Genomic DNA, 25,395 nt, shown 5'->3' on the forward strand with positions numbered 1-25,395 from the left:
CTCCATTCATTGGAATGAAATCACTTTATTTCTTAATTGATCAGCAAGAACGCGGCCAATTTCAGCCAATGGCCCAGGCTGGCACATATCCTTATGGCGGCATTCGATATCATATTGAATGATTCGGCCATCGATGTATGGTAGCCATGCCTCCGGCTCGATTGGATCAAACCATTCCGGAATAATGGTTGAGCGGAAGAATAGGAGATCTCCCTTATAGCGCCGTGGCATATATTCACTTAAAATACGGACAGAATTTACATACGTGTTTTTAAGATTGAAGATGGTGGACTCTTCTAAGCTAGCTAGCGCACTACCGTCACCCCGAAGCATCTCAATCGTATTCTCCAAATTCAACGGCTTCCCATCCATGTTATCCGGATCATATCCTCCTAAAGCAAGCAATGCAATCAAGGCCTCTTGCTCATCCGGTGCCTTAGCAATCGGTAAAAAGTGGCTAGGGTATGCGTCTAACATCACTAGAAGTGCAATCTCGTCTCCTTGCTGCTGCAGCTGTGTCGCCATCGCATGCACGACATTTCCGCCTAGCGACCATCCTAATAAGTAATATGGTCCTTTAGGCTGAACAGCCTTCATTTGCTCAATATAATCAGCAGCCATCTCATCTAATGTCTCTGGCAATCTCTCAGCTTTCGCAATACCTCGAGCCTGCAATCCGTATATTGGATATTCCGTTCCGATCGATGTCATCAATCCTGCATAGCACCAGCTAAGACCTCCCGCTGGGTGTACGCAAAATAGCGGAGGCTCTGTACCAGAAGCTCGCAATGGCAACAATATATCCAACGCATTATGACTGCTTCCCATTTCTAATTTCTCAGCAAGACCCGCAACGGTAGGAGCTTCAAATAAATCACCTATGCTCAGCTCGACTCCAAACGTCTCACGAATACGGCTCATTAACTGAACGGCCAAGAGTGAATGGCCTCCAAGTTCAAAGAATCCATCGTCAATGCCGACACGCGGTAAGCGGAGAATCTCCATAAAGAGGTCACATAACATCTCCTCTTGAGGTGTTCGCGGCCCGCGCCCATTCACTTCGATCGCTAAATCAGGCATTGGTAACGCTTTGCGATCCAATTTACCATTCGGAGTTAACGGCAAAGCTTCGATCATGACAAAAGCGGATGGAATCATATAATCAGGCAGGCTAGCCGCAACATATTTCCGCAGCTCGGATGATTCAAACACGGCATCCTTTGCAGGCACAATGTAGGCTACAAGCCGTTTATCCCCCGGCTGATCTTCCCGAACAATAACGGCTACTTGGGCAATTTGAGGATGTTTTGCTAAAACCGCCTCAATCTCTCCCAACTCAATTCGATAGCCTCTAATTTTAACTTGATGATCGGCTCGACCAATATAATCCAAAGTCCCATCTACGCGCCATTTTGCTAAATCGCCCGTGCGATACATTCTTGAGCCCGGCGGTCCAAATGGATTAGCAATAAAGCGTTCAGCGGTTAAATCAGGGCGCCCTAAGTATCCTCTTGCTAATCCAGCTCCAGCCACATACATCTCGCCAATCACTCCCGGCGGAACCGGCTGCAGCTGATCATCTAATACATACACCTCTAAATCAGGAATGCTGCAACCAATTAAGCTGTTCCCTTTCAGAGAAAGAATCGTTCGATCCAATTCAATATAGCTGACATGCACCGTCGTTTCCGTAATACCGTACATATTAATCAGCTTCGGCTGATTCTCAGGGTGCCGCTCATACCAATCTTCTAAACGGCTCAACTCCAATGCTTCTCCACCAAAAATCACAAAGCGCAAGGAAAGCTGCTTCGACCATTCGCTGTTTTCCCGATCAGCCTGCATCAGCTGATAAAAAGCGGATGGCGTTTGATTAAGAACCGTGACGTTTTGCTCCACGAGTAATTGAAGAAACTCCTTCGGTGAACGGCTTACATGGTGCGGAACGACAACAAGACGTCCGCCATATAAGAACGGTCCCCAAATCTCCCAAACGGAAAAGTCAAACGCATAAGAATGGAATAATGTCCAACTATCATTTTCGGAAAATTGGAACCAATGCTCCGTCGACCGGAAAAGCCGAACTACATTTTGATGCGGAATCATCACGCCTTTTGGTTTTCCTGTTGAGCCAGAAGTATAGATGATATAAGCCATATGATACGGTGATAAAGCTTCGATTCGATCCGCATCATTCGGATTCGTTTCCGGATAGTGGCCAATTTGCCCCACAACATGCTCCGCATCGACTACGATATGCTCCACATTCGGCGTATGCGGAAGCTTAACGGCCATTTGCTGATTGGCAATCACATACATCGGCTGCGCATCTTCCATCATATAGGCAATGCGATCTTCAGGATAATTCGGATCTAAAGGCAAGTAAGCGCCTCCCGCCTTCAATACCGCTAAAATGCCGATCACCATTTCCAATGAACGCGGCAACGCAAGAGCGACTACTCTTTCTGGGCCCACTCCTTTACTGATGAGAAAATGAGCCAGCTGATTCGCTTTTTTATTTAGCTCGGCATAACTAAGCTTTTGATCTTCAAAAACAACGGCTGTCGCATCTGGAACTCTTTGGACTTGTTTTTCAAATAAAGCTGGCAGGGTTTCCGCAGACAGATGCCGCTGTCGATGCTCTGCTTGATTTAGAAGGAGCTTGCGTTCTTCTGGCAGCAGCATATGAATTTGTCCAATCGGCAATTCTGGATTCGTCACCACTTCTTTAAGAAGCTGACATAACCGCTTGGCAAATCGTTCAACGGTCTCCTGCTGGAATAAATCTCGGCTATACTCAAATAAACCTATTAATCCAGCTGGCGAGCCATCTCCCATCCGGTTTTCGCGAAGCTCCAGCGTCAAATCAAATTTGGCAGAACCGACGCTGCGAACCTCTAATCGACTTTCCAGACCTTGCAACTCCAACTTTGGCTCCGGTGTATTTTGAAATACAAACATGACTTGGAATAGTGGGTGCTTGGCCCGCGAACGAACCGGATTTAAAACCTCCACTAATCGTTCAAATGGAAGATCTTGATTTTCATAAGCTGATAGATTCACTTGCTTCACTCTAGCAAGCAGCTCGCGGAAGCTTGGATTCCCTGATGTATCCATACGCAGCACAAGCGTATTAATAAACATTCCCACAAGGTCTTCCAGTGCATCGTCGTTTCTTCCTGCGATTGGACTGCCGATCGGAATATCTGTTCCCGCTCCCAACCGAGTGAGAAGAGCGGCAAAGCCCGCTTGGAGCACCATAAATAAGCTTGTTTTATTTTCACGCGCCAAAGCTAATAGCCGTTGATGGAGCTCCGCATCAAGCTTGAATTCGACCACTCCTCCTTCATAACTGGACTCCGCAGGGCGCGGATAGTCAGTCGACCACTCCAGTTCTTCAGGTAAATCAGCAAGCGTCTGCTTCCAGTAATCCAGCTGTTTAGCAATGAGATGATCCGGATGGTTTTCGTTTCCTAAAAATTCCTGCTGCCAAAGAGCATAATCAGCATATGTGACTGGCAAAGGTGGCCAATCCACTTTTTGCTGCTGACAATGCGCTTGGTAAGCGCTAGCCAAGTCACGAGTCAGCGGAGTGAGCGACCAGCCGTCTGCTGCAATATGGTGCATTAAAAGCAGCAGTACATATCGATTCTCTCCAAGCACAAACAGTTGCGCTCGAATAGGCGGCTCTTTTGCTAAATCAAAGCTATAACGCACCGCCTCATTTAGCACGCGAGATAACTCATTTTCGCTAATTTCTTGAACGATCAGCTCCGGACGTGCTTGATGCGGTTCCAAAACGATTTGCCTTGAAGTGCCAGAACGATCCGGGAAAATAGTCCGCAACGTTTCATGCCGTTCCACCACATCATATAAAGCTTGGCGCAAAGCAGCAATTTGAAGCGCGCCTGTTAAATGCACAACGACCGGTATATTATACGTAGGGCTTGGACCTTCTAAATGATGTAAAAACCATAAACGCCGCTGAGCAAATGATAGAGGAATCTCGTCTTTATGAGCATACGCTTTCACTGGCGGCTTCCCGTGCGCCGCTTCCTTTAGATGATGAACAAGGCTCGCCACCGTCGGTGATTCAAACAGCTTGCCGATCGCCAGCTCCACGCCCAACACATCGCGGATGCGGCTGATTAAGCGCGCGGCCAGCAACGAATGACCTCCCAGTTCAAAGAAGTTATCGTCAATGCCCACTGCCGACAAATCAAGCACCTCAGCAAAAAGCTCACATAAAATTTCTTCTTGCGGTGTTCGCGGCTTGCGTCCCTTCATTGTCACCGTCCAATCTGGAACCGGCAGCGCCTTGCGATCAATTTTTCCGTTTGGAGTCAGCGGAAATTCCTCTAAAATCATAAAGGCCGATGGGACCATATAATCTGGCAGCTTTTCGCTGACATAAAGCCGCAGTTCGGCAAGATCAAGCGCGCCTTTTGAACCGCGAGGAATGAGATAAGCCACCAATCGCGGAGCGCCTGGTTGATCTTCACGAGCCACGACTACCGCCCGCTCTACCTCATCATATTTGGTTAATATGGCTTCAATTTCACCGATCTCAATGCGGAAGCCGCGCAGCTTCACTTGATAATCGACACGCCCGATATAATCTAAAGAGCCATCCTTGCGCCAACGCACAAGATCCCCTGTCCGGTACATGCGGCTTCCTGGTGGGCCGTATGGATTAGCGACAAAACGCTCGGCGGTCAAATCCGGCCGTTTCAAGTAGCCTCTCGCTACCCCCTCGCCAGCAATATATAGTTCACCAGCTACCCCAGGAGGAACGGGCTGCAGATGACGATCCAAAACATACACTTGTGTATTCCAAATAGGTTTACCGATCACAGGAGCGACAATATCATCCTGCTGCAAAGTCGCCATCGTGGACCATATCGTTGTCTCCGTCGGTCCGTATAAATTCGTGATCTCGCACCCGAGCTGATCCAAAGCCGATGCAAGGCTGCTTGGCAACGCTTCTCCTCCAACAAGCACCCGCAACCCGGCGATGCTGTCTGGATGATACGTCACAAGCATATGCCAAAGTGTCGGCGTCGCCTGCATGATCGTAATCTCTTCATTAGAAATCAGCGCAGCGAGCGTTTGCGGATCATGAATGGCTTCTTTTTTCGCTACGATTAATCTTGCTCCGCTCATTAATGGGAGAAAGATTTCTAAAGCAGCAATATCAAAGGCAATCGTTGTCACTGCCAGCCAACGGTCACGCTCATTGAGCATAAATTTGTCTTGCATGGCAAATAAAAAGTTATTTAGGTTTTGGAATGGCACAACCACTCCTTTTGGCTTTCCTGTTGAGCCAGACGTATAAATAACATAGGCTGGATGAAGAGCAGAGCGCCCATTTTCAACATTTGTGCTAGGATAGCGTTTGATTGCCTCTTCGGTTTCTGGATGATCAAGCACAATCATTGAAAGCGGAGAAATCGCCGATAATTTCGGTTGTGTCGCTGAGTTTGTAATGATGCAAAGCGGTTCCGCATCATCAAGCATAAAGGCTAAGCGCTCTTTTGGATATTCAGGATCAATCGGCAGGTAGGCTGCACCTGCTTTTAGCACCGCTAGCATCGCGATAACCATATCAGCGGAACGCGGCAGAGCCAATGCTACATACTGTTCGGGGCCTGCTCCCTTTTCTACAAGCAAATGGGCCAAACGATTGGCTTGTTCATTCAGCTCTTGATAACGAAGCATTTGATTTTCGCAAATGACCGCCATCGCCTCTGGATGTTGCTGTGCTTGTTTTTCAAACAACTGTAAAAAACTTGCTTCTGAATGATGCCGTGCCGTCTCGTTCCATATTTCGAGGACTTGGCGGCGTTCTTGCTCAAGCAGCAGCTCTACACTTCCAATTGTCACATCCTCTTGCAACACTGTGAGCATCTCCAAAATCTGCAAAAACCTAGATTGATGAATGGCAAGGTCATCAGCTTGATAAATCTCCGGATTTGCATCAAAATCAATTCTTAGACCATTTCCATCTGTTCGGTCGTATACATTAATCGCCAAATCATCCACAGGCCCAGCTGAAAGGTTATGCGTAATTCCTTGATATCCGTCAAAATGCAATCCATAGTCAAACGGCATAATATTGACTTGCACGCCAAATAGGCGTTGATTTTCCCCTAATAGCTTCAAATCGCGGCGCAGTTGCTCATGGCGATATTTATGATGCTGCTTGATTTCTTTGATTTCCTGGCGAACAGCGCTTAATAGCTGTGACATTTTCATATCTGCATGCAGATGCAGACGAAACGGAACCAGATTCATCACCATAGCCGGCACATTCAACGCCACGGAACCTAAGCGATTCATCATCGGCAAGCCAAGAATAACATCGGTGGCGCTTGTCAACCGATGAAGATAAAGAGCGGTTGCCGCAAGGAAAAGCTCATGCCATCCCGCTTTCCAATATTGAGTCGATTGTTTCAACCGTTCGGTTTGAGCGACGGATAAATGGACGGTTTTCCGAATAAACGTATGCGAAGCGCGCGCCGCTCGATCAGAAAGGCTTACGGCTTCAGGCTGATCGCGAAAACGCTCTAACCAAAATTGGCGGTCACGCTCATATTGCTCAGAGGCATGATAAACTTTCTCTTCTTCTATCACCTCACGAAATGAGGCAAAGGCTTCATCAGCAGCGATCATTCGATCGTTCATAAGCGCCGTATAAGTCTCCGCTACTTTTTGGGCAATCAGTGAAAAGCCAAAGCCATCGATGGCAATATGATGAATGCGCTGATACCAGAAAAAGCGCTGATCAGAAAGCTTAAATAACGCTTCCGTAAAAAGCGGATCGCATTTTAAATCTACCGGTTTAGATAGATCTTTTTTCATCCAAAAAAGCGCTTCAGACTCCGGATTTGCGGCTGTGCTCACGTCGATGAAATAAAATGGGAAATCCGGCGAAGGATCAATGATCTGCCATGGCCCATTTTCATCTTCGCCAAATTGAGCGTGCAATGATTCTGCTTGGACCAACACATGACGCAATGCTTGTTCAAAGCGAGCCGGATCAACCGGCCCGTGAATTTCAACGTATTCTCCTGTATTATAGATAGGATTTGCTGGATCGAGCTGTTGAGCAAACCAAATACCCGCTTGCGCCCCCGATAAAGGCAAACGCAGACGCTGATTCATGGACATGGATTCGGCCTCCTTTACTACGAATCTTGGTGAGATAGCACCTTTTCTCGTGGAAAATATAATAAATTCCACCAATCGGAAAGAGTCGGCCGCGCAGCAAGATCCGCAAAGGTAACTTCTGCTCCCGCTCTTCTCCATTTTTCTACTAAACTCATAATGCGAATGGAGTCCAATCCTCTGTCGATTAAATTCTCTTGATCGGAAAGATCAGCCGCTTCCTCTTGCAGAAGCTCGGCTACCTGACGCCGCACATCTTCTAAGCTGAGCGGCAGCGGATTTTGCGCTCTTTTTAACACCCCAAGAAGCTGCTGCGTAGACATGGTAAATGCGCAACGGCTGGCCGCATATTGGATCGCCATTTGGTGCTGTTCACGCGAAAAATCAGCCACTGCATCGGCGACAAAAAAGACTTGGATATCTTGCATAAAAGCATCGCTAGCTGTTAATAAGCAGCCAATATGAGCGTAAACTCCGCAAATGATTAACTGATCTCTCCCTTGTTCTTTTAATATTTTAGAAAGATTCGTCTTTTTGAATGCGCTATACCGCCATTTGGTCAGAACGATATCATCGGCATCCGGCGCTAGATCATCAATAATTCCTTTTTGATAAGGATCGTCGGCAATGCCTTTTCCCCAAAAATCTTGAAGCAATCCGCGCTCTTCCGGGGCTTGCCCTCCTGGCTGTGCCGAGTAAACGACAGGCACTCCTAGCTTTTTGCATTCCTGTTTAATCTGTTGAATATGGCTTACAAGCTCCACTAAAGGAGAAGCGTTTGGAGTAAAAGCGTCAAGAAAATAATTTTGCATATCGTGGATCAATAAAACAGCCCGCTTAGAATCAAGTGTCCATAACACTTTATTTTTCGGCAATTCTGACAACAAAGGCATCGGATAAGCTGGAATAGCTGGAATACCCATCTGACCACTTCCTTTCTCTATGGTTATACCATTGTCTTTTGAGATGCTTGCAGCTTTTCAGTAATCCTTTTGCGCAATTCTCTTTTGTTGATTTTTCCAACAGGCGTCTTTGGAAATGAATCAACAAACTCAATTCGATCCGGTATTTTAAAGGCGGCTACCCCACGCTCTCGCAAAAATGCTCTCAATTCCGTCGCTTTCAAGGACGCATCACGCGGAATAATAAAAGCGCATGACCGTTCGCCAAGAAATTCATCAGGCATGGAGACAATTGCCACATCGCGTACCGCAGGATGAGCAAGAAGGTGATTTTCCATTTCCTCAGCGGCGATTTTTTCACCGCCCCGGTTAATCTGATCCTTTACGCGCCCCTCCACCACCAAGTAGCCGGACGGAGTCATTCGCACTAAATCACCCGTTCGGTAAAATCCATCAGAAGTAAACGCTTTTGCATTATGCGCCTCCGCTTTATAATAGCCGCGGATCGTATAAGGTCCCCTTGTTAACAGCTCACCCACTTCTCCCGGTTCCACTTCGCGATCCTCCTCATCAACAATGCGGATTTCATCGTATGGTGACATCGGCCTTCCTTGCGTATGAATCACAATTTCCTCCGGATCGTCTAATCTCGTATAATTAACGAGCCCTTCAGCCATACCGTATACTTGCTGCAGCTTGCAACCCAACACAGGCTGAACTCTTTTCGCCACTTCCGCACTAAATTTAGCACCGCCGACCTGCAAAACTTGCAAGCTCGATAAATCATATTGCCGGGAAGAGGCGGCATCAAGCCAAATCCAAACGAGCGGCGGCACAAGCGCCGTAATGGTCACCTTTTCCTGCTGGATCAGCGGAAACGCCTCATCTGGGCTAGGACTTTCCGACAAAACCACTCTTCCGCCAGCATACAACGTTCCTAGCACTCCTGGTGAGCTAAGCGGGTAGTTATGAGCCATCGGCAGAGCAGCAAGGTAGATGCTATCTTGATTTAACTGGCAAATTTCCGCACTGATGCGCAGGCTGTAAATATACTCATCATGAGTGCGCGGAATCATTTTTGATAACCCTGTGCTGCCGCCCGATAATTGAAAGAACGCAATGTCGCTGGAACGGACAATAGGGAGCTCAATCGGCTCGATAAACAAGTCTTCTAATGATAGAAACTCTTCTGCTTCTCCTGTGACGATGACATGCTTCAATGTTGGAACAGCTGCCTTTACCTGCCGGGCAAGTGATCGAAAATCAAATCCCGCATGCTGATCAGCAATAATATAGGCGGCCGCTTCGCTAAACTCGCAAAAATAGCGAATTTCACTGAATCGATGGGAAGGCAAGGCAAAGACAGGAAGCGCCCCCAAGCGAAATAAGGCAAAGCATACTTCAAAAAATTCCACTTGATTAGGCAATTGAAGAACCACGCGATCCTTCGGGCGAATCCCCATTTGATAAAGTCCCGCCGCAAGCTGGTCCGCTCGCCGATCAAGCTCTTGATATGTAAGCTGTCTTTTTCGAGAGGTAACGGCAATCCGTTCACCATACTTCATTGCTCTTTGCCGCAACATATCGCCGAACGTTTCACCCGCCCAGCATCCTTCCTTACGATAAAAATCAGCCAATTCTTTTGGCCAGGCAACGCATCCGCTTAACATGGCTTTCCCCTCCGTACTTACTTAAGAATGTCGTCATTTAATCCCATCGCTAACAACATGGTGCGAAACTTAGCCGATGTTTCCGCCAATTCTTCCTCCGGCTTTGACCCTTCTACAACGCCAGCACCGGCAAACAAGCGAAGCGTATGATCTTCAATTTCGGCACAACGAATCGTTACGATCCATTCTCCATCTCCCTCTTCGTTGCACCATCCTACCATTCCGGTAAAAAAGCCGCGTTCAAACGGTTCGATCTCTTGAATGGCCCGCTTCGCTACTGGGGTTGGCGTGCCGCAAACCGCTGGGGTCGGATGAAGCGCAAACGCCAAATCAAGCGAAGTAATCGACGATGAAGATAGTTCGCCGCGAATAACCGTGGATAAATGCCACATCGTTTCTGTATGAATCAGCGAAGGCTCTTCCGGCACATCCAATGTCTTGCAAAACGGTCTGAGCGCATTTGCTACCGCTTCGATGACAACTGCATGCTCATGGCGATTTTTCGCTGAAGACAGAAGCTCCTGAGCGCGGCGCCGATCTTCTTCTGGATCGCTGCTGCGCGGCGCTGAACCTGCTAATGGATTCGCGATCACCTGCATGCCAGATTTGGCAACGAGCAGTTCCGGACTCGCTCCAACAAGCGTGCGATTCCCGGTGATTTCGTGGGGCGCTGCATCAGCACGTACAACACGATCTGGCAAGGCCGCAGCAAATGTATAGCCTGTTGGATTATGTACAGCCAGTTGCCGCAAAAGTCGCGGAATATCAACCTTTTGGGTTGAAGTAAGCTGAAGGGATCTTGATAAAACGATTTTGCGAAGATCCCCTGCTTTGATGCGCTGCAATCCTTGTTCCACTGCATCCTTATAGCCTTCCGGTGATGGAATGGGGGTTACCTTATATTCTCGATCTGCCTGCTGTTCAATCGGCTCCTTCCATTGGCCAAAGGACAGCGGACCGGCCCATTCCACCTCTGAAGGCACCATCAATTGGGCGGGATACAGATGGTCAAAAGGAATGGCGCCCACCACCATAGGATAATGACTGATTCCCTGCTGTTTTACCCTTTTTAACACTTGTTTGATATGATCTATTATTTGTGCTTTTTCATTTTCATAGCCATTCGTTGGCACAACCGCAACCATTCCTTGAGCTAACAGAGTTTGCCGCGGCGAAGCTAGAAAAAAAGAGATCCCCGCTTTATATTCAGCAAGCAGCTGTTCAGCTGTAGCATGAATCATTTCTTTTGTTTGCATCCGTCGTTCCCTCCATGGAATGTTATGAATCTAACGTAGCGCCTCCATCTACTTTGAGATCATGCAGTGTAATATGGCGTGATTTCTCAGAAGCAAGGAATAGAACCGCATCAGCAATATCTGAAGGCTGCGCCAGCTTTTTTAAAGGAATGCCAAGGCGGTATTCCTCCAATGAGCCAGCGATCACTTTACTGGCCCCATTGTCATCTGTCCACATCGCTCGCTGCATATCGGTTTCAGTCGAACCAGGAGAAACTACGTTGCAGCGAATGTGATAAGGAGCCAACTCTAAACCAAGGCATTTCGTAAACATCGTTGCAGCCGCTTTTGACGCTGCATAAGCAGCCATTGACATCCGTGGCGTCGTCGCTGCGTTTGAGCTTACTGTTACAATCGCGCCCGAGCGGCGAGGAATCATACGCCGGCTCACAGCACGAGACACATAAAAAACACCTGTTGCATTAACCTTGAATACCTCTTCCCAATCTTGATCCGTCAAGCTACTTACAGGTCCTGTCCGCAAAATACCGGCAACATTGACTAAAATCTCGATCGGACCTAAACTCTGCTCCACTTTCTCCACTACTTCATCCACTTGAGTGCGATTCGTTACGTCAGCCAAAAACGATTGCACCCGATAACCTTGTCCCTGCAATTCAGAAACAAGGGCATCTAACCTTTCACCATTTCGGTCAACAGCCACAACCAGCACCCCTTGCTTAACAAAAGCCCTTATTACCGCCTCGCCAATTCCTTGGGCAGCGCCGGTAACAAGAGCCACTTTTCCTGCTATTCCGCATTGATCCATCCTTTTCACTCCTTTCCTGCCCATGGGTCAATGAATGACAAGTAGCGAAGCATGCATTCCCAGCATCTTTGCTGATTCCAGCTAACTGCGTCGAGCATTTTTACATAAAACCAAACAACCAGAAATGGTCATCATTACCAAATAGTTATAAAAACATATCCTTTATGATAATGATTATTAATCTAAATATACGGCATACCATTACGATACATTTTCAATATTAATAAACCTCTACACGGTTTATAATTATTTAAGTATAGAAATTCAGCCGTATATCCAATATCTAGGTTATTGTATTTCTTTGTATAACTATTCATCCACATCAAAAAGTGAGCTGAATAGTTTTTGACCCTCTTGTCCATCATGTGAAGTTTAGTACTTGTTGTATCTTTTGTTGATAGACAGAACAATAAATAGTTTTCTTTCCGCCACCTAAGGCGTATGACGGCGACAGAATACCTTATCTATGTCGATCTCTTTTTTACCACACTAACGTTTGGAGTATAGTTATTTCTTTCTTTGCCACCAAAAAATAAATATTGATAATCATTTTCAATTAAATTATATGTCATTTCCTTCTTATTGCACATGGATAGATTCCATATTTATAAATAGACAATGTCCTGAATAAAAAAGGCCCCAATTTGCTTGACTATTGTTGAGCGAAAAGAAGGCTTCAGCTAACAACCTTAGATTCAATTCCATTTTATTCCTATAACCCGTGGTGCTAGATAAAATCGAGTAAGCATAAAAATAGCCCTTGCCTGCGGATCTCCTGTAGAATGAAAGTGCTAACCATCATTCGAAAGGAGAATCCCCATGCAAGAGCACTTTCATTTTACTACAGATCAAGCAAAGATTCAAAAACCATATGCAGCCATTTTCTTCTTTGTTTCTGCCCAACTGTCACAAATTCAATTCTATCTTCAACGTCGCAATCGTCATTTGGCGAAACAAGAAGACGCGGTGATCATTGCCATTCATCTTTTAGGAAAGTTGCTTGGTTTCTCTTCCGAACGGGCATGGCATCGCTTTGTTACTGGGAACTTGTTTACGGATGGACATTTTCTCGAACGTTCTCGATACAATCGCCGTTGCCGTGCGCTGCGCTTTGCGATCAAATGGATTCGCCATGAGCTAGTCAAACGTGGGCAACACCACGCCTATGCGGTCGTAGACAGTATGCCGATCGAGTTGTGCCATGCCGCAAGAATGTACCGAGTCAAACGATTTCAAGGAATCGCGGACATCGGGTTTTGTGCGTCCAAAAAGCAGTGGTACTACGGATTTAAGCTTCATCTTCAAGTGACCGACCAAGGACTGCCGATGGGATACGTGGTGACGGAAGCATCCTGTCACGATCGAACCGCAGCAGAAACCGTCATGACACAAATTCCTCACCCCTTTAATTTGGGAGACAAGGGATTTATCAGTAGCGAATTGCAAAAAAAGTTGTATAAAGCGTACCAAATTGCCTTTTGGACTCCATCTCGCAGAAATCAGAAGCATCGCCCATCGGCATCATGGGAAAGATGGCTCAAACAAAAATGTAAAGTCATTGAAACGGTGTTCTCTGTCCTCGTTGACCAGTATCGGATCACAGACATTCGTGCCCATTCGATTGCAGGATTCGAAGTAGCACTAGATGGTATATTGTTGGCATATTCGCTTGTCACACTTGGGCTAGTTGAGCGCTAGCGCTCAACTAGCACCACGGGTTCCTATAACAAATGACAAAGGAGACGCTTTCGGATCCGACGCCGCCCCAGCGCGTGTATTATTGTTCAACAGCAGTTCGTAAAGCACATTCATAACAATAAGCCTCTAACGTAAAAAACAAAACAATCTTTTCAGGAAATATTTCGTTATATACGACAATAAAAACAATTAACTTTGCCGTTCTACATGCGATGCAGTGTGGCAAGTAAACAGCCGGATGTAAAATAAAATTTTCATTCATCTATAGAAATGTTAGTCACACCTGTAATCATTCCATCATTTATTGAATACACTTGATCGCATAATGTTTCTATATCCAACTTGTTGTGTGATGTTAGCAATATTGTGCAACCGCGTTCATTCTCTTCTTTTATTATGCGATATACATGGCGAACAGACTCTTCATCTAATCCATTCATCGGTTCATCTAGCAAAATCAATTGGGGTTGTTCCATAATGCACTGCGCAATAGCTAATCGCTGTTTCATTCCGAGAGAATACTCTTTTACCGGTCTTTTATCCATTGGATTTAATTTGACTCTCTCTATCGCTTTTATAATATCTGAATCACTTATTTTATTTTTGATCATAGCTAAAAACTTTAGATTATCAAAAGCCGAGTACTGCTCAAGAAATCCAGGCTTTTCTAAAAGGACAGAAATGTCGCTAGGGAAAGATACATCTTTGTGCAAAACATCACCAAAAATCTCTACAGTACCATTAGACGGCTTCACTAACCCGCCTATAATCCGAAATAACATTGTTTTTCCTGAACCGTTATGACCTGTAAAACCATAAATTTTTCCTCTTTCTAAATTCAAGTTGATGTTTTGTAACACAACTCTTCCTTTTATTTTTTTGAAACACCAGACAGTCTAATCGCATTCACATCAAATCCCCCTAACAATAATCTGCATTCTTGAATTTCTTTACAATTCTATATCCTAAAAATAATATGAGCAACAACTCGATAAATAAAACAAAGAGCAACATATCGTAGCCTCTAAAATGATCAATCATACCATAATATAAAGGCATAAAAGGGGCTTGTATCTTTACACCTGCAAAAAACAAAGAGAGAATAAACACATTGGCAAAATGATTTGTGATATAAAACTTGAGAAACATCAACAAAACAGCGTGCAAGTAGAAATTGATAACGATGCAAACGAACATTAAAAGAAGCGAAAGATGTATACGAAACGGCATATCTAAAAAAATAATATAAGAAACGATAACAATGAAAAACGCAGACGAAACATAGAGAAATGTAAAAAAAAAGACCAATAGCTAGCCTATTGATACAATACAAAGATGTATCTTGCAAAAGAATAAGAACGTTATGCTCAACATTTTTTTCTCTTTTCTTCCAAATCAATTGAAGGAGAACAACATAACCAAAACAAAACAATAGCCAATACATCCAATTGACCGATGAAAGATTTACCGAGCCAAATAAAAATTTAATCGATTCCGTTAATGAGCTAGAATGAAACACTCCACCTTTTAAACAGATCATTGTACCGAATAGTAGGAATGCCGCACATGATAATAATATTTTATTCATATCTGGTTTAATAAATTTGAACTCTAAAAACATATATTTCATAACAAATCATCCTGAGTATAGTAATTTTTATAAGTTGAAGAAAAATGAACTATACTTCCTAAAATGATAACTATAACACTTAAAATCATTATTGTATAAATTGGTGAAATCGTTTCACTCATATAAAACAAATAAGGAATGATTGATGTTGTAAATCGATCTAAAATGACGAATGTTGTCAATATGACTACACTTAAAAATCGATGAGCAAAAATGTCATTTATAATGACAAAGATAATTCCTAATATCGTTGTTATCAAGAAGTTCATACATACAAAATAAACGAACGAGCTAGGTTGAGAAGATGTAGGCACATACAAAAATATCGCATGATAATTTTTCATATTCGGGTATACGATGTACTTAACAAAAGCTGTACACAAAACTCCTAACATAAATACTATGAATGAGAAAAATAACGCACAAAATATAACCATAAACACTTTATGTGTCCCTATCTGGGCTCGATTTGTGTATCTTCTCAAGATGATCCAGCTGTTTGTTTTAAATGTTGAGCCTAAAAGGCATAAAAAAGCAGGAAAATGAAAAAATTCATATCGGTAAAGCAAAATAAAATCTTTTACGCTATGCCATCGAACAAGCGTATTTTCACTTCCAGGGACAGTTCCGAGAATCATTAGTAAAGCTACTACTCCAATGACCATTTTTATGGATGTTTTATTCAGCTGTAAATCTTGCCAAACAAAACATATGTTTTTCTTAAAGTACATCATCGTTTTTCTTCACTCCATATACATACAAACCAAAGGCAATAAGCACTTGAAGTACAAAAGCAATAACAATAGGGCTATATGATAACCCCTCTACGGGTTGCTTCGGATCTAAGAAATTAAACGGATCCCAACTTAACTTTCCTAGTATAGTAAACAGTGCCCACGAAACCATATAAATAATCTGTGGGAGAAGAATGACAAAATACTTATTCTTAATCATTAAAGAAGATGCTAGAGCTATACATACATAACCACCTGCAAATAGTCCGCCCATAACATAATAAATCAATATGTATAAGTACGGTGATATAGCAAGCAGGCTCGAAAATATATCTTTCTTCTCTCCTTCAAATGAATTATCCGGTAACTCTACCTCTCCATTTATCAAATGTTTATACATATTTGAGTAGAAAGAATAGTCCCACTGATCGACCAAAAAATTCACCAATATGATTCCGAATATTAATGGGATTATAAACAATAAAAAAGAACTCATGTACGTAAATAAAAACTTCTTCCGATAGTATGCTTTTCTGCTCATTCGTGTTAGTTGATAACTTATATTCCCACTATGCTTTTCCAAATAAATCGAATCTGTCAAAGCAATAGATATTAACAACGGAAAAAGAAAGTAATATAATGACGAAAAAAAGTTTTGGCTAGAAAGACCTATCCATTCTTTATGTGCGGAAACCAATGCTAAAACGTTCTCATTGTTAGAGTATATACGTTGCACTAAATCTATATTTTCATGATAGTGCTTAAGTCCAGTGATAACAGAAGATACAACAATGAAAAATAAGCATAGTATGCTAATATAAAAGTTTTTATTTTTTATTCGTTTTAAAAGTTCCACGTACATAATCACCACTCTACCCCTTTAGGAATCCACATCTTAAAAATGTTTAAGATGGGGATGTTCAAATGTTATTCCGTATCTGCATAAAACTTACCTGAAATGTCCACTGTCACGTATGTCCAAGTCGCGTTTTCACCAACTAGGGAAACTTTTTTACCAACTGCGCTTTGATCTACGGTGAAATATCTTGTATCGTTGTCCGTTACATTTGTTGCTGTCGCTGATACTTTTGTTGAACCTTGCTGAATCCACATATTTGCTTTGTAATCTTGTCCAACAATTGAATTTTCAACTTTACTTTTGCTGTTATTCGCTTTGTTCGCACTTGCTAATGTCTTGTCGCCAGATAAAACAGGAAGAGTAGTAGCATAAGTGACATAAGATGCTGCACTCACACTTCCTACAGCTAATACACTTAAAATAGCTAAGATGGATACAACATTTGTTTTCACCCGCATACTCTCACATCCTTCCATAATAAACAATTCATTACAATTTTAGGATATAAAAAAAAAATCAACTAATTTTTAAGAAGCCATTTTTCTAAACATGCTAGTTTTGAATAACTTGTTTTTCTATGAAAAAGTAGCTTTCCTTTTCTTCAATATTACTTCCCGATTCATATGATGTCCCTTTATTTGTATGATTGCCACGGCAATGCGTTCGTATGTGTGCGCACCGAAGTATTCGCGCTGTGCTTGGATAGGGCTTGCCGGCAGTGTGTTGTCCATTCGATAGCTGTTGTACGAGGAGTTGCTTATGCGCAATGGTTTATTTAAACGTCCTCCATATTTGTGCAACGGATAAAAATATACCAATGACTAGCCAAAACAAAGGAAGAAACATTGAAATCGAATCAACAGGTTCGCGAAAAATAAATATATGTGGCCAGGGCATGAACGTTCCTTGTGTCGCCACTTCCATAAACGTATACATCGCTATGATCGCAAGTGCAACATCTAAACTTTTGACAGCACTTAGAACAGCAAGTCCAACGATTTGATAAAAAATAAACAACAGTATAAAATGGATGACTAAAGAAACAGTAAAAAATTTTGTACCATTTATCCATACGATGAAACCAACAAGCAAAAAAGCAAACGTTCCGTGCAAAGTCACATAGCGTATAATATCGGTAATAAGCACTTTGCGATAGTAGAAAAATAGCGCCTCTGTTGCTCCTTCTTCATAAAGGCTGTTGTATAAAAAAACAATATGCCAACCGGCAATCGGCACAGCAATACCTTGGACGACAATATACGGCATAAATGGATCATTAGAGCGCGCGTGAAAAGACAACATAAGCAACATGCACAGCACGTATATGACAAAAGGAAAACTATATAAATGACCTAGTAACTTTATATCAAACTTAAATAAATGAATAAGCTTATTCATAAAGATCCGCCTCTTTTAAAAGAGCTAAATACCCGTCCATTAGCCGTGGACTAACCAGCTGACCGATAGGATGATCCGATAATACGCGGACAACAACGTGTGATGGCTCTTCGCTCATTTGGACTACTTCCTTTGTCGCCATGACTTCATCAAGTTCTTCAAACGACACATGAATTTCATATGTGCAGTGTTCTGCTTTTTTCTTTAATTCCGCTGGTCTCCCTTCAAATAAAACTCTCCCTTTGTCAATAATGCCAATTTTCGTGCAAAGAAACTCAATATCCTCTACAATGTGCGAAGAAATAATAACCGTATGACGTTTTCCAAGCTGTTTCAATAAATTACGAAAGCGCACGCGCTCTCGAATATCTAACCCAGCTGTCGGCTCATCAAAAATGAGCACAGACGGCTTGCGCAATAAAAGTTGGGCAATGCCGACGCGCCGACGCATACCACCGGACAATTCTCGCATTTTTTTATTGATATGTTCAGATAAATTCACTTGTTCGACAACGTCCTTAATTTTGCTTTGGTACAACTTCGGATGCTCTCCTTGAAGAATTGCAATATGCTCGAGCACTTCATATACCCTTAATTCTGGATAAATCATAAAATCTTGCGGCAAATACCCAATATGATCCGTTCTCTTCACACGCGTACCTGTACTGATCAACTCCCCTGCAAGAAGCACGCGTCCAGTATTAAACTCCAGTAATCCGGCTAATATTTTCATTAATGTCGTCTTGCCCGCACCGTTCGGTCCTAGTAATCCGTAAACTCCAGAAATCGAAAGTGTCACACCTGATAAAATATGTTTCTTTTTGATGATTTTGGTCAGTTCTTCAATGTAAATCTCCAATGGCCCCCGACTCCTTTACTAATTGTAATACGTGATCCCATGTCCAAGTCTCATCCATTTTTTCATACCATGTTCGCAGGAATTGTTGTTTTTGTTCTAAGCTGAGTGGTTGAAAACTTTCGTAAATGGATTCAATCTGTTTCTGCACGGACAGCGGCTGTGCCCCGAATAGATAGCTTTTCGATACCCATTCGATCGCGGACAACTCGTTTTTTTGCATCAGCCACCGAGTGGCCAACGAAATCCACTCGTGATACATGATCAACGAACCTTTCAGCGGCACGGAAAGAAAAAATATTTCTTCATAAAAATCCCGATCTAAGATGTATTGATCAATAGCATATAAATCATTAGTATTATAAATAAGATGATCATCTGTCATAAACGAAGACAGTCCAAAACTAGAAAATACAATTCTTTTTGGAAGTATTGAAACATCCGTCTGTGCAAGTTGCCGCACGTCTTGAAACGCCTTTTCCAACTGCGGTACCACCGTTGAAACCCTCTCTCCCATATCTGGCCAGTCGGCCGGATATGTAATTTGATAGCCTTTATAAACAAGTTGGTTGCCTTGCCCCTTGATCAGCGTGATCGCCTGCGCCTTACCGTAGTAAACCTCTCCACGCTTCGGCAAATTACAAAATAGCACATCGCCATCCACTTTCAGGGTAAAAAAATGACTTTCGCTTGGCAAGAATCTGTCTGTAAATTCACCCCATTCTACCCGTCCTTTTGAATCATTCGATGAAAACTCGTACACTCTATACATTTGTGTTGATCTCTTTTTCGGATACCACGCTTTATCGGCAAGAAGAAGCGTCCGTCCATTCGTATAAGGGATAAGGCTCGTATCCACGATGTCATAGCGAAAAATGAGAGAAAACGTGCGTTCGGGCAAGTAAACCGTCACAATATCTCCATTTCTTGTGAATTTAACCTGTTGATGATCCGCTTGAATCGACCGAATCGGATACTTATAGTACAGTTGAAACGTTGGCTCGGTTGTGTCCATACGAGAGAACTTTATATGCACGGTAGCCTGTTTTCCTTTCAATGAAATGGAGTACGACTGAATGTCATACCGCAAGTCTGTTTTTACATCCGTGCTCATCTGTCGGTAGTCATCGATCTCCGTTGTTTGATCGGCTCGAGTAAACGCTTTAGTGTTGGATTGTAAAGAACTATAAGCTGACGCGACAATAAGGAACGGAAGCAGAAGCAGCACTTTTATGACGGCATTCCGCTCCCTCTTTGTGAGCACCCAACGAATCGACAACATTAAAATGATGGCGAAAAAAACGAGAAACCATGTGAAAAGTTTTAATTCATTACCATGATCAACCTCAAAACCAATATAAGAGTCATAAATATGTTGGATGGCATGCTTACCTATGAAAAGGAGAGATTCCAAGTCATTCGCATGAACCTTTATAAAGAAAGGAATAAATAGCTCCGTCGTCATCGGTCCAGTTATAATCCATATAATCAGTATCACAAAAAAACTAATTTTTTTCGTTCCAAATAACATCGCCACAACCAAGCCGTACATACTGCTAAGCACAAGCGGACCGAACATATAAACGACAAGAAATCGAAACAAAGACAAATAAATATTGGAAGGCTCAATGCCTACACAAAAATAAACAATGGCAAAAATGAGATAAGAAAAAACTACCATAGCTCCTTGGCACAACACATGAGCCGCAAACATTGAACTCATTTTTTCCCACATAATCCGATACCCATCTGTAAAAAATGACTGAACGCCATAAAGAAGCTCCTTTGAATGAAGAAGATAGAAAAAAACAATGTAAAAGATCGATATCATTTGTACAAGCATAAAGACTTCGTGTGGCAATTGTCCATACGCTTCCATATCATACGGATCTGAAAAGAATAAAATAAGTCTAGCAATCAACAAAACAAAAAATAAGATGCTAGCACTAGCGTATAACTTACTTTTGAACATGTGTTTGAAATAAAATACAAAAAGAAATTTCCATCTCATGACTGCTCACCCGCTTTCTTTGAAGAGCGTATGCTAATTTTGGATACAGAACAAGTAAAATCAGGGAAGTGCCGTCATACACATCCCTGATATTTATAGCACTCATACCCAACCTTGACTACTTAACTGTAATAGTCACACTTCCCCTTGATCCAACTGTTTGACCGACAATTTGACCGTAATAGTTATCCCCTGCTGTTTGCGTAAAACTGCGGTTTTCCGTTTGTCCTGGATTTAGCCAATTCGTAGAAGCTACAATGCTCTCAGGCCACCAATCAATAGACTTATAAGCATATCCTCTAGTTTGTGTATTTGCTCCATTATTTATCGCATACAGTGTTCCTGTACCATTTGTAGTTGCTTTAACAATGGCTGTGTCTTTATAAGTACTTGATCCATCTAAAAAGGCGGTTGCAGATTCTGCCGTTACCGCACTAGCAGTTGCAATTACTGCTGCTGCAAGCGATAAAGAAGCAAATTTTGATTTCCACTTGTTTTTTCGATTCACTAACATACACTTTTCCTCCCCTAGTTTTAAATTTTTGTCATTCGGTCTCTTTCCTTTCATCCAGACATCTAAACTAATCAAATACCTACAGAATGCATAATGTCATCGATCAGCATTCTTATCCCCCCTTTCAAAGCAAATAATTTTATGCGATCGATTTGATAAATGGGATTAGAAAGCATTAAAAATACGTTTTCGATTCGATTCGTAAAAATGAGATAATGCACATCCGAAAAATCCTCTTTTAAAAAGTAATAGAAATGGTTTAAATCCTCAAAATCGAAATGTTTCGTCGGCTGATCAAAAATAAATATGGTACGTTTTAATGCTTGTCCAAGAGAAATGTGATAAATTAGCCGTTGAAATGCTGTTAACGAATCAATTGCCGCATCAGGTGGTATACAATACTTTTCGCACAATTCAGATTTCCTAAACGACTGATTCAACAACTTAGGTATTTCTCGTAAACGATAGTTCCGCCACAACTGATTGTAGTTTTCTGGTATGACAAAAAATACACTTTTACTCGACTCTTCCTTGTTGATTAAAAGATAAATTTTTCCCCCTGCTTTTTATGTGGTCGATTTCGAATTGCTCGTTCATCGAAAAACGCACAAAATGGGTTCTTTTATCTAAAGTGAGCTCAACTGTAATTGGATATCGTGATTCAGGTTCGACCTCGATTCCTGTTATTCTCCAATTATTTGTCATGCTTTTATTGTGGTAAGTTTTATATTTTATATGTTGATAAAGGTTGTAGTCATTTGCGAGTAAAATATCATCTAGCTGGAATTTCGTTTGAGTATGATAGATCGTAAATGTGACAGAAATAATCAAAAACACACTTATAGTAGACCCGAATGCCGCACGTTTAATTTTCATAAATACAATGCAAATCATGATCGAACAAACAACATATACCAACTGAATCCACACATTTTTTTCTATAAACGTTAGACTAAATAAAGGATCAATATAAGGAAAGCGGTTTTCGATAAACACTTGAAACGGACTATATTCAAGGGAAAATAGCGTCGTAATCCATAGAAGAAATACACTGAGGAGCAACATTGCTTTTTTGTGAGAATAGTATGCATCAATCATGCTGATAAATAATCCGATGATCCATGCCCATATGAATGGGAGAACAAAACAAATACAGTACAACCGAAAAAGAAACTTCAAAAGATCCCAACCTGCCGAATAGTTTACAACAATCGTACTTGCTACAACTCCTGCGATCAGTATTTGTAATATGAAAAAACATGTGAATAGAATAGCTATTTGATGAGCGATGATCTTTTTCGGTTTTTGTATAATATTATTCATTAAGAGCCAATCAATCGGTGTTGAGGTTATAATCAAAAGATGTAGTCGAAAACTTGTCAACAGCCAGACAACAACTCCAATAGGGAGCAAATATTTCTTGTACAAAATAAACTCAGCTGGATTTATTGTATACGGGTTTATACAATAAAAAACGAGAATACCCAAATAAATAGAAATCAAGGCAACATCTAATTTCATATTTGCTATCATTCGGAATAGTATAGAAAACCATTTCATCCATACATAATCCTTTCTGATATTGTACTTATCATTCAAAATAAATCGCTCCTATCTATAAAATACAAAGACTAACTTCGTAAAATATATACATTCAAACTGGTAATTAATACACATCTGTGTAAATTATAAGGCTCTTCACCAAAAGTTGTACTTGATTTTTTATAACACACTCTACCGATGCTTGTGAGGAAGAAGCAGTAAACCAATGATTTCTGTACATTTTTGTTCAAGAAAGCGTATCACTTGTCAAGTACATGTTGTGGTGATGAACCAATTATAAAAAAAAAAGAGACATGTCAATTATTTACTTAGAAATTTTATAATATTTTAACAAAATAACCCTAATATACCCCCTAGAGCCACTTGCCCTAGGGGGTGTTCGTTTATTTCAACCATTCCGTATGGAAAACGCCTTCTTTGTCGATACGCTCGTATGTGTGCGCACCGAAGTAGTCGCGCTGTGCTTGGATAAGGTTCGCTGGCAATGTGTCCATTCGATAGCTGTCGTAGTATGCTAAGGCGCTAGCGAACGCTGGGACTGGAATGCCGCGCATCGCTGCGGTTGCGACAATTTCACGGAGCGATTGTTGGTAGTTTTCGACGATGTCTTTAAAGTATGGATCGAGCAATAAGTTTGGCAACGCTGGATCGCGGTCGTACGCTTCTTTAATTTTTTGTAAAAACTGCGCACGAATGATGCAGCCGCCGCGGAAAATCATCGCGATATTGCCGTATTGTAAATTCCAGTTGTATTCTTCCGAAGCAGCTTTCATTTGCGCAAAGCCTTGGGCGTACGAGCAAATTTTGCTCATGTAAAGCGCGCGGCGAACGGCTTCAATGAAGTGCGCGCGATCACCCTCATACGGCTTCACTGCTGGGCCTGCTAATAGCTTGCTTGCTTGCACACGCTCTTCTTTCATGGCGGAAATAAAGCGCGCAAATACGGACTCGGTAATAATCGGCAGCGGAACCCCTAAATCGAGCGCGTTTTGGCTCGTCCACTTTCCTGTTCCTTTTTGCCCTGCTTTGTCTAAAATGACATCGACGAGCGGCTTGCCTGTTTCTTCATCGATTTTTGTAAAAATGTCTGCCGTAATTTCGATTAAATAACTATCTAATTCTCCTTTATTCCACTCCGCAAACACTTCATGAAGCTCTTGCGCGTTTAAGCCAAGCACATGTTTTAGTAAAAAGTACGCTTCGGCAATTAATTGCATATCGCCGTATTCAATGCCGTTATGCACCATTTTTACGTAATGGCCCGCACCGTCTGGACCGATATATGTCGTACACGGCTCGCCATCGACTTTTGCGGCAATCGCTTCAAAAATCGGGCGAACGAGTTCGTGCGCTTCTTTTTGTCCACCCGGCATAATGGAAGGACCTTTCAGCGCCCCTTCTTCTCCACCAGAAACGCCTGTACCGATAAAATGAATACCAAGTTCAGCAAGTTCTTTATTGCGACGTTGTGTATCTTTAAAATACGTGTTGCCGCCATCAATCACGATATCGCCTTTTTCTAAATACGGCTTTAGTTGCTCAATGGTTGCGTCTGTTGCGGCACCTGCTTTTACCATTAATAAAATTTTGCGCGGTTTTTCAAGTGCGTTGACAAACTCTTCGATGCTATATGTACCGACGACGTTTTTCCCTTCCGCTTCTTTTAAAAACTCGTCTGTTTTTTCGCGTGAACGGTTATATACGGCAACGGAATATCCACGGCTTTCAATGTTAAGCGCCAAGTTTTTTCCCATGACCGCTAAACCGATCACACCAATTTGTTGTTTCGCCATAGCAAACGTTCCTTTCTATATTTTGATTGTTCAAAAAAGAACATACCATAATCATCTTTTCTCGTTCAAGTGTTCTGTTTCTCATTTTTTATATGTTCTTTAATTGTACTCGACCCTTCTAAATGATCGAATAATATTGTCGGATCAATGACGGTAATTAGCCGATCAGGCAAGTTCGCAATGCCGATGAAGTATGGCGTTTGTTGATAAGCGAGCATATTCACTTGCTTCATCATATGTGACGGGATATCAATAATTTCTTTTGCATCGTCTACAATAAACGCGACATATACATCGTCTGTATGGACAACGATGAGGCGCGTTTTTTCTGTTTCCGTATATGGACGGCGATATAAAATTTGCGACGTATCAAGCACAGGAACAAGTTCACCGCGAATGCGCACAACACCGAGCATATACGAAGGCATTCCCGGGATGAGCGTCGGATGGCTCATTTTTTCGATGGAAACAACATGTTCAACTGGAATGGCATATTGTTCGTTCGCAAGTTGAAAAACGACGACTTTCTCCATCGT

General features: G+C 42.3%; 17 protein-coding genes and 1 pseudogene. 1 reads left to right on the plus strand and 17 read right to left on the minus strand.

The genetic code is table 11. The annotated features are described in order from the left end of the window. Positions 1-6: 6 nt before the first annotated feature. From K1I43_RS14380 to K1I43_RS14400, 5 genes are read right to left on the minus strand one after another with little or no spacing between them, the layout of a single operon-like run. Positions 7-7,170: an amino acid adenylation domain-containing protein gene (locus K1I43_RS14380; protein WP_019416995.1), complete on the minus strand. Its 7,164-nt coding sequence runs from the start codon at positions 7,168-7,170 to the stop codon at positions 7-9. Between the two features lie 17 nt (positions 7,171-7,187). Then, complete coding sequence (locus K1I43_RS14385; protein ID WP_019416994.1) at positions 7,188-8,090, minus strand: isochorismatase family protein; 903 nt, start codon at positions 8,088-8,090, stop codon at positions 7,188-7,190. Between the two features lie 23 nt (positions 8,091-8,113). Then, positions 8,114-9,739, minus strand: a complete 1,626-nt coding sequence (locus K1I43_RS14390) for a (2,3-dihydroxybenzoyl)adenylate synthase (protein ID WP_019416993.1) — start codon at positions 9,737-9,739, stop codon at positions 8,114-8,116. Positions 9,740-9,756: 17 nt separating this feature from the next. Beyond that, positions 9,757-10,995: an isochorismate synthase DhbC gene (dhbC, locus tag K1I43_RS14395; RefSeq protein WP_019416992.1), complete on the minus strand. Its 1,239-nt coding sequence runs from the start codon at positions 10,993-10,995 to the stop codon at positions 9,757-9,759. Between the two features lie 22 nt (positions 10,996-11,017). Then, complete coding sequence (locus K1I43_RS14400; RefSeq protein ID WP_019416991.1) at positions 11,018-11,803, minus strand: 2,3-dihydro-2,3-dihydroxybenzoate dehydrogenase; 786 nt, start codon at positions 11,801-11,803, stop codon at positions 11,018-11,020. 819 nt (positions 11,804-12,622) lie between these two features. Here K1I43_RS14400 and K1I43_RS14405 point away from each other — a divergent pair. Beyond that, positions 12,623-13,501, plus strand: coding sequence for an IS982 family transposase (locus K1I43_RS14405; protein WP_019416990.1), 879 nt, complete (start codon positions 12,623-12,625; stop codon positions 13,499-13,501). 254 nt (positions 13,502-13,755) lie between these two features. On the opposite strand, the gene K1I43_RS14410 is transcribed toward K1I43_RS14405, so the two are convergent. The 12 genes and pseudogenes from K1I43_RS14410 to K1I43_RS14465 all read right to left on the minus strand — a co-directional run bounded on the left by K1I43_RS14410 (position 13,756) and on the right by K1I43_RS14465 (position 25,392). Next, positions 13,756-14,361 (minus strand): ABC transporter ATP-binding protein, encoded by a 606-nt coding sequence (locus K1I43_RS14410; protein ID WP_019416988.1) that lies wholly within the window; start codon positions 14,359-14,361, stop codon positions 13,756-13,758. Positions 14,362-15,851: 1,490 nt separating this feature from the next. After that, on the minus strand, positions 15,852-16,727 hold the full coding sequence (locus K1I43_RS14415) for an NADH dehydrogenase (RefSeq protein WP_026011555.1): 876 nt from the start codon (positions 16,725-16,727) through the stop codon (positions 15,852-15,854). Between the two features lie 65 nt (positions 16,728-16,792). Further along, positions 16,793-17,182 carry a hypothetical protein gene (locus tag K1I43_RS14420; RefSeq protein WP_019416984.1) on the minus strand — a complete coding sequence of 130 codons (390 nt, stop codon included), beginning with the start codon at positions 17,180-17,182 and terminating at the stop codon, positions 16,793-16,795. Between the two features lie 117 nt (positions 17,183-17,299). Further along, positions 17,300-17,470 (minus strand): annotated as a pseudogene (locus K1I43_RS14425) (hypothetical protein); the annotation flags it as partial. 25 nt (positions 17,471-17,495) lie between these two features. Then, positions 17,496-18,122 carry a hypothetical protein gene (locus K1I43_RS14430; protein ID WP_019416983.1) on the minus strand — a complete coding sequence of 209 codons (627 nt, stop codon included), beginning with the start codon at positions 18,120-18,122 and terminating at the stop codon, positions 17,496-17,498. Then, positions 18,115-18,981 carry an ATP-binding cassette domain-containing protein gene (locus K1I43_RS14435; RefSeq protein WP_019416982.1) on the minus strand — a complete coding sequence of 289 codons (867 nt, stop codon included), beginning with the start codon at positions 18,979-18,981 and terminating at the stop codon, positions 18,115-18,117. The genes K1I43_RS14430 and K1I43_RS14435 overlap by 8 nt, the downstream gene beginning before the upstream one ends. Then, positions 18,965-20,989, minus strand: a complete 2,025-nt coding sequence (locus K1I43_RS14440) for an ABC transporter permease (protein ID WP_019416981.1) — start codon at positions 20,987-20,989, stop codon at positions 18,965-18,967. Before K1I43_RS14440 ends, K1I43_RS14435 begins: the two co-directional genes overlap by 17 nt. 118 nt (positions 20,990-21,107) lie before the next feature. Next, positions 21,108-21,503: a hypothetical protein gene (locus K1I43_RS14445; RefSeq protein WP_019416980.1), complete on the minus strand. Its 396-nt coding sequence runs from the start codon at positions 21,501-21,503 to the stop codon at positions 21,108-21,110. Positions 21,504-21,574: 71 nt separating this feature from the next. Then, complete coding sequence (locus K1I43_RS14450) at positions 21,575-21,916, minus strand: P-loop NTPase family protein (protein WP_019416979.1); 342 nt, start codon at positions 21,914-21,916, stop codon at positions 21,575-21,577. 103 nt (positions 21,917-22,019) lie between these two features. Continuing rightward, positions 22,020-23,102, minus strand: a complete 1,083-nt coding sequence (locus K1I43_RS14455) for a hypothetical protein (protein ID WP_019416978.1) — start codon at positions 23,100-23,102, stop codon at positions 22,020-22,022. A 347-nt stretch (positions 23,103-23,449) separates the two neighbouring features. Next, positions 23,450-24,859 (minus strand): NADP-dependent phosphogluconate dehydrogenase, encoded by a 1,410-nt coding sequence (gene gndA / locus K1I43_RS14460; protein ID WP_019416977.1) that lies wholly within the window; start codon positions 24,857-24,859, stop codon positions 23,450-23,452. Between the two features lie 65 nt (positions 24,860-24,924). After that, positions 24,925-25,392 carry a chemotaxis protein CheW gene (locus tag K1I43_RS14465; RefSeq protein WP_006318083.1) on the minus strand — a complete coding sequence of 156 codons (468 nt, stop codon included), beginning with the start codon at positions 25,390-25,392 and terminating at the stop codon, positions 24,925-24,927. Positions 25,393-25,395: the final 3 nt, after the last annotated feature.

The sequence above is a fragment of the Anoxybacillus sp. ST70 genome, assembly GCF_019553625.1.
In the GTDB taxonomy this organism is placed as follows: Bacteria; Bacillota; Bacilli; order Bacillales; family Anoxybacillaceae; genus Anoxybacillus; species Anoxybacillus gonensis.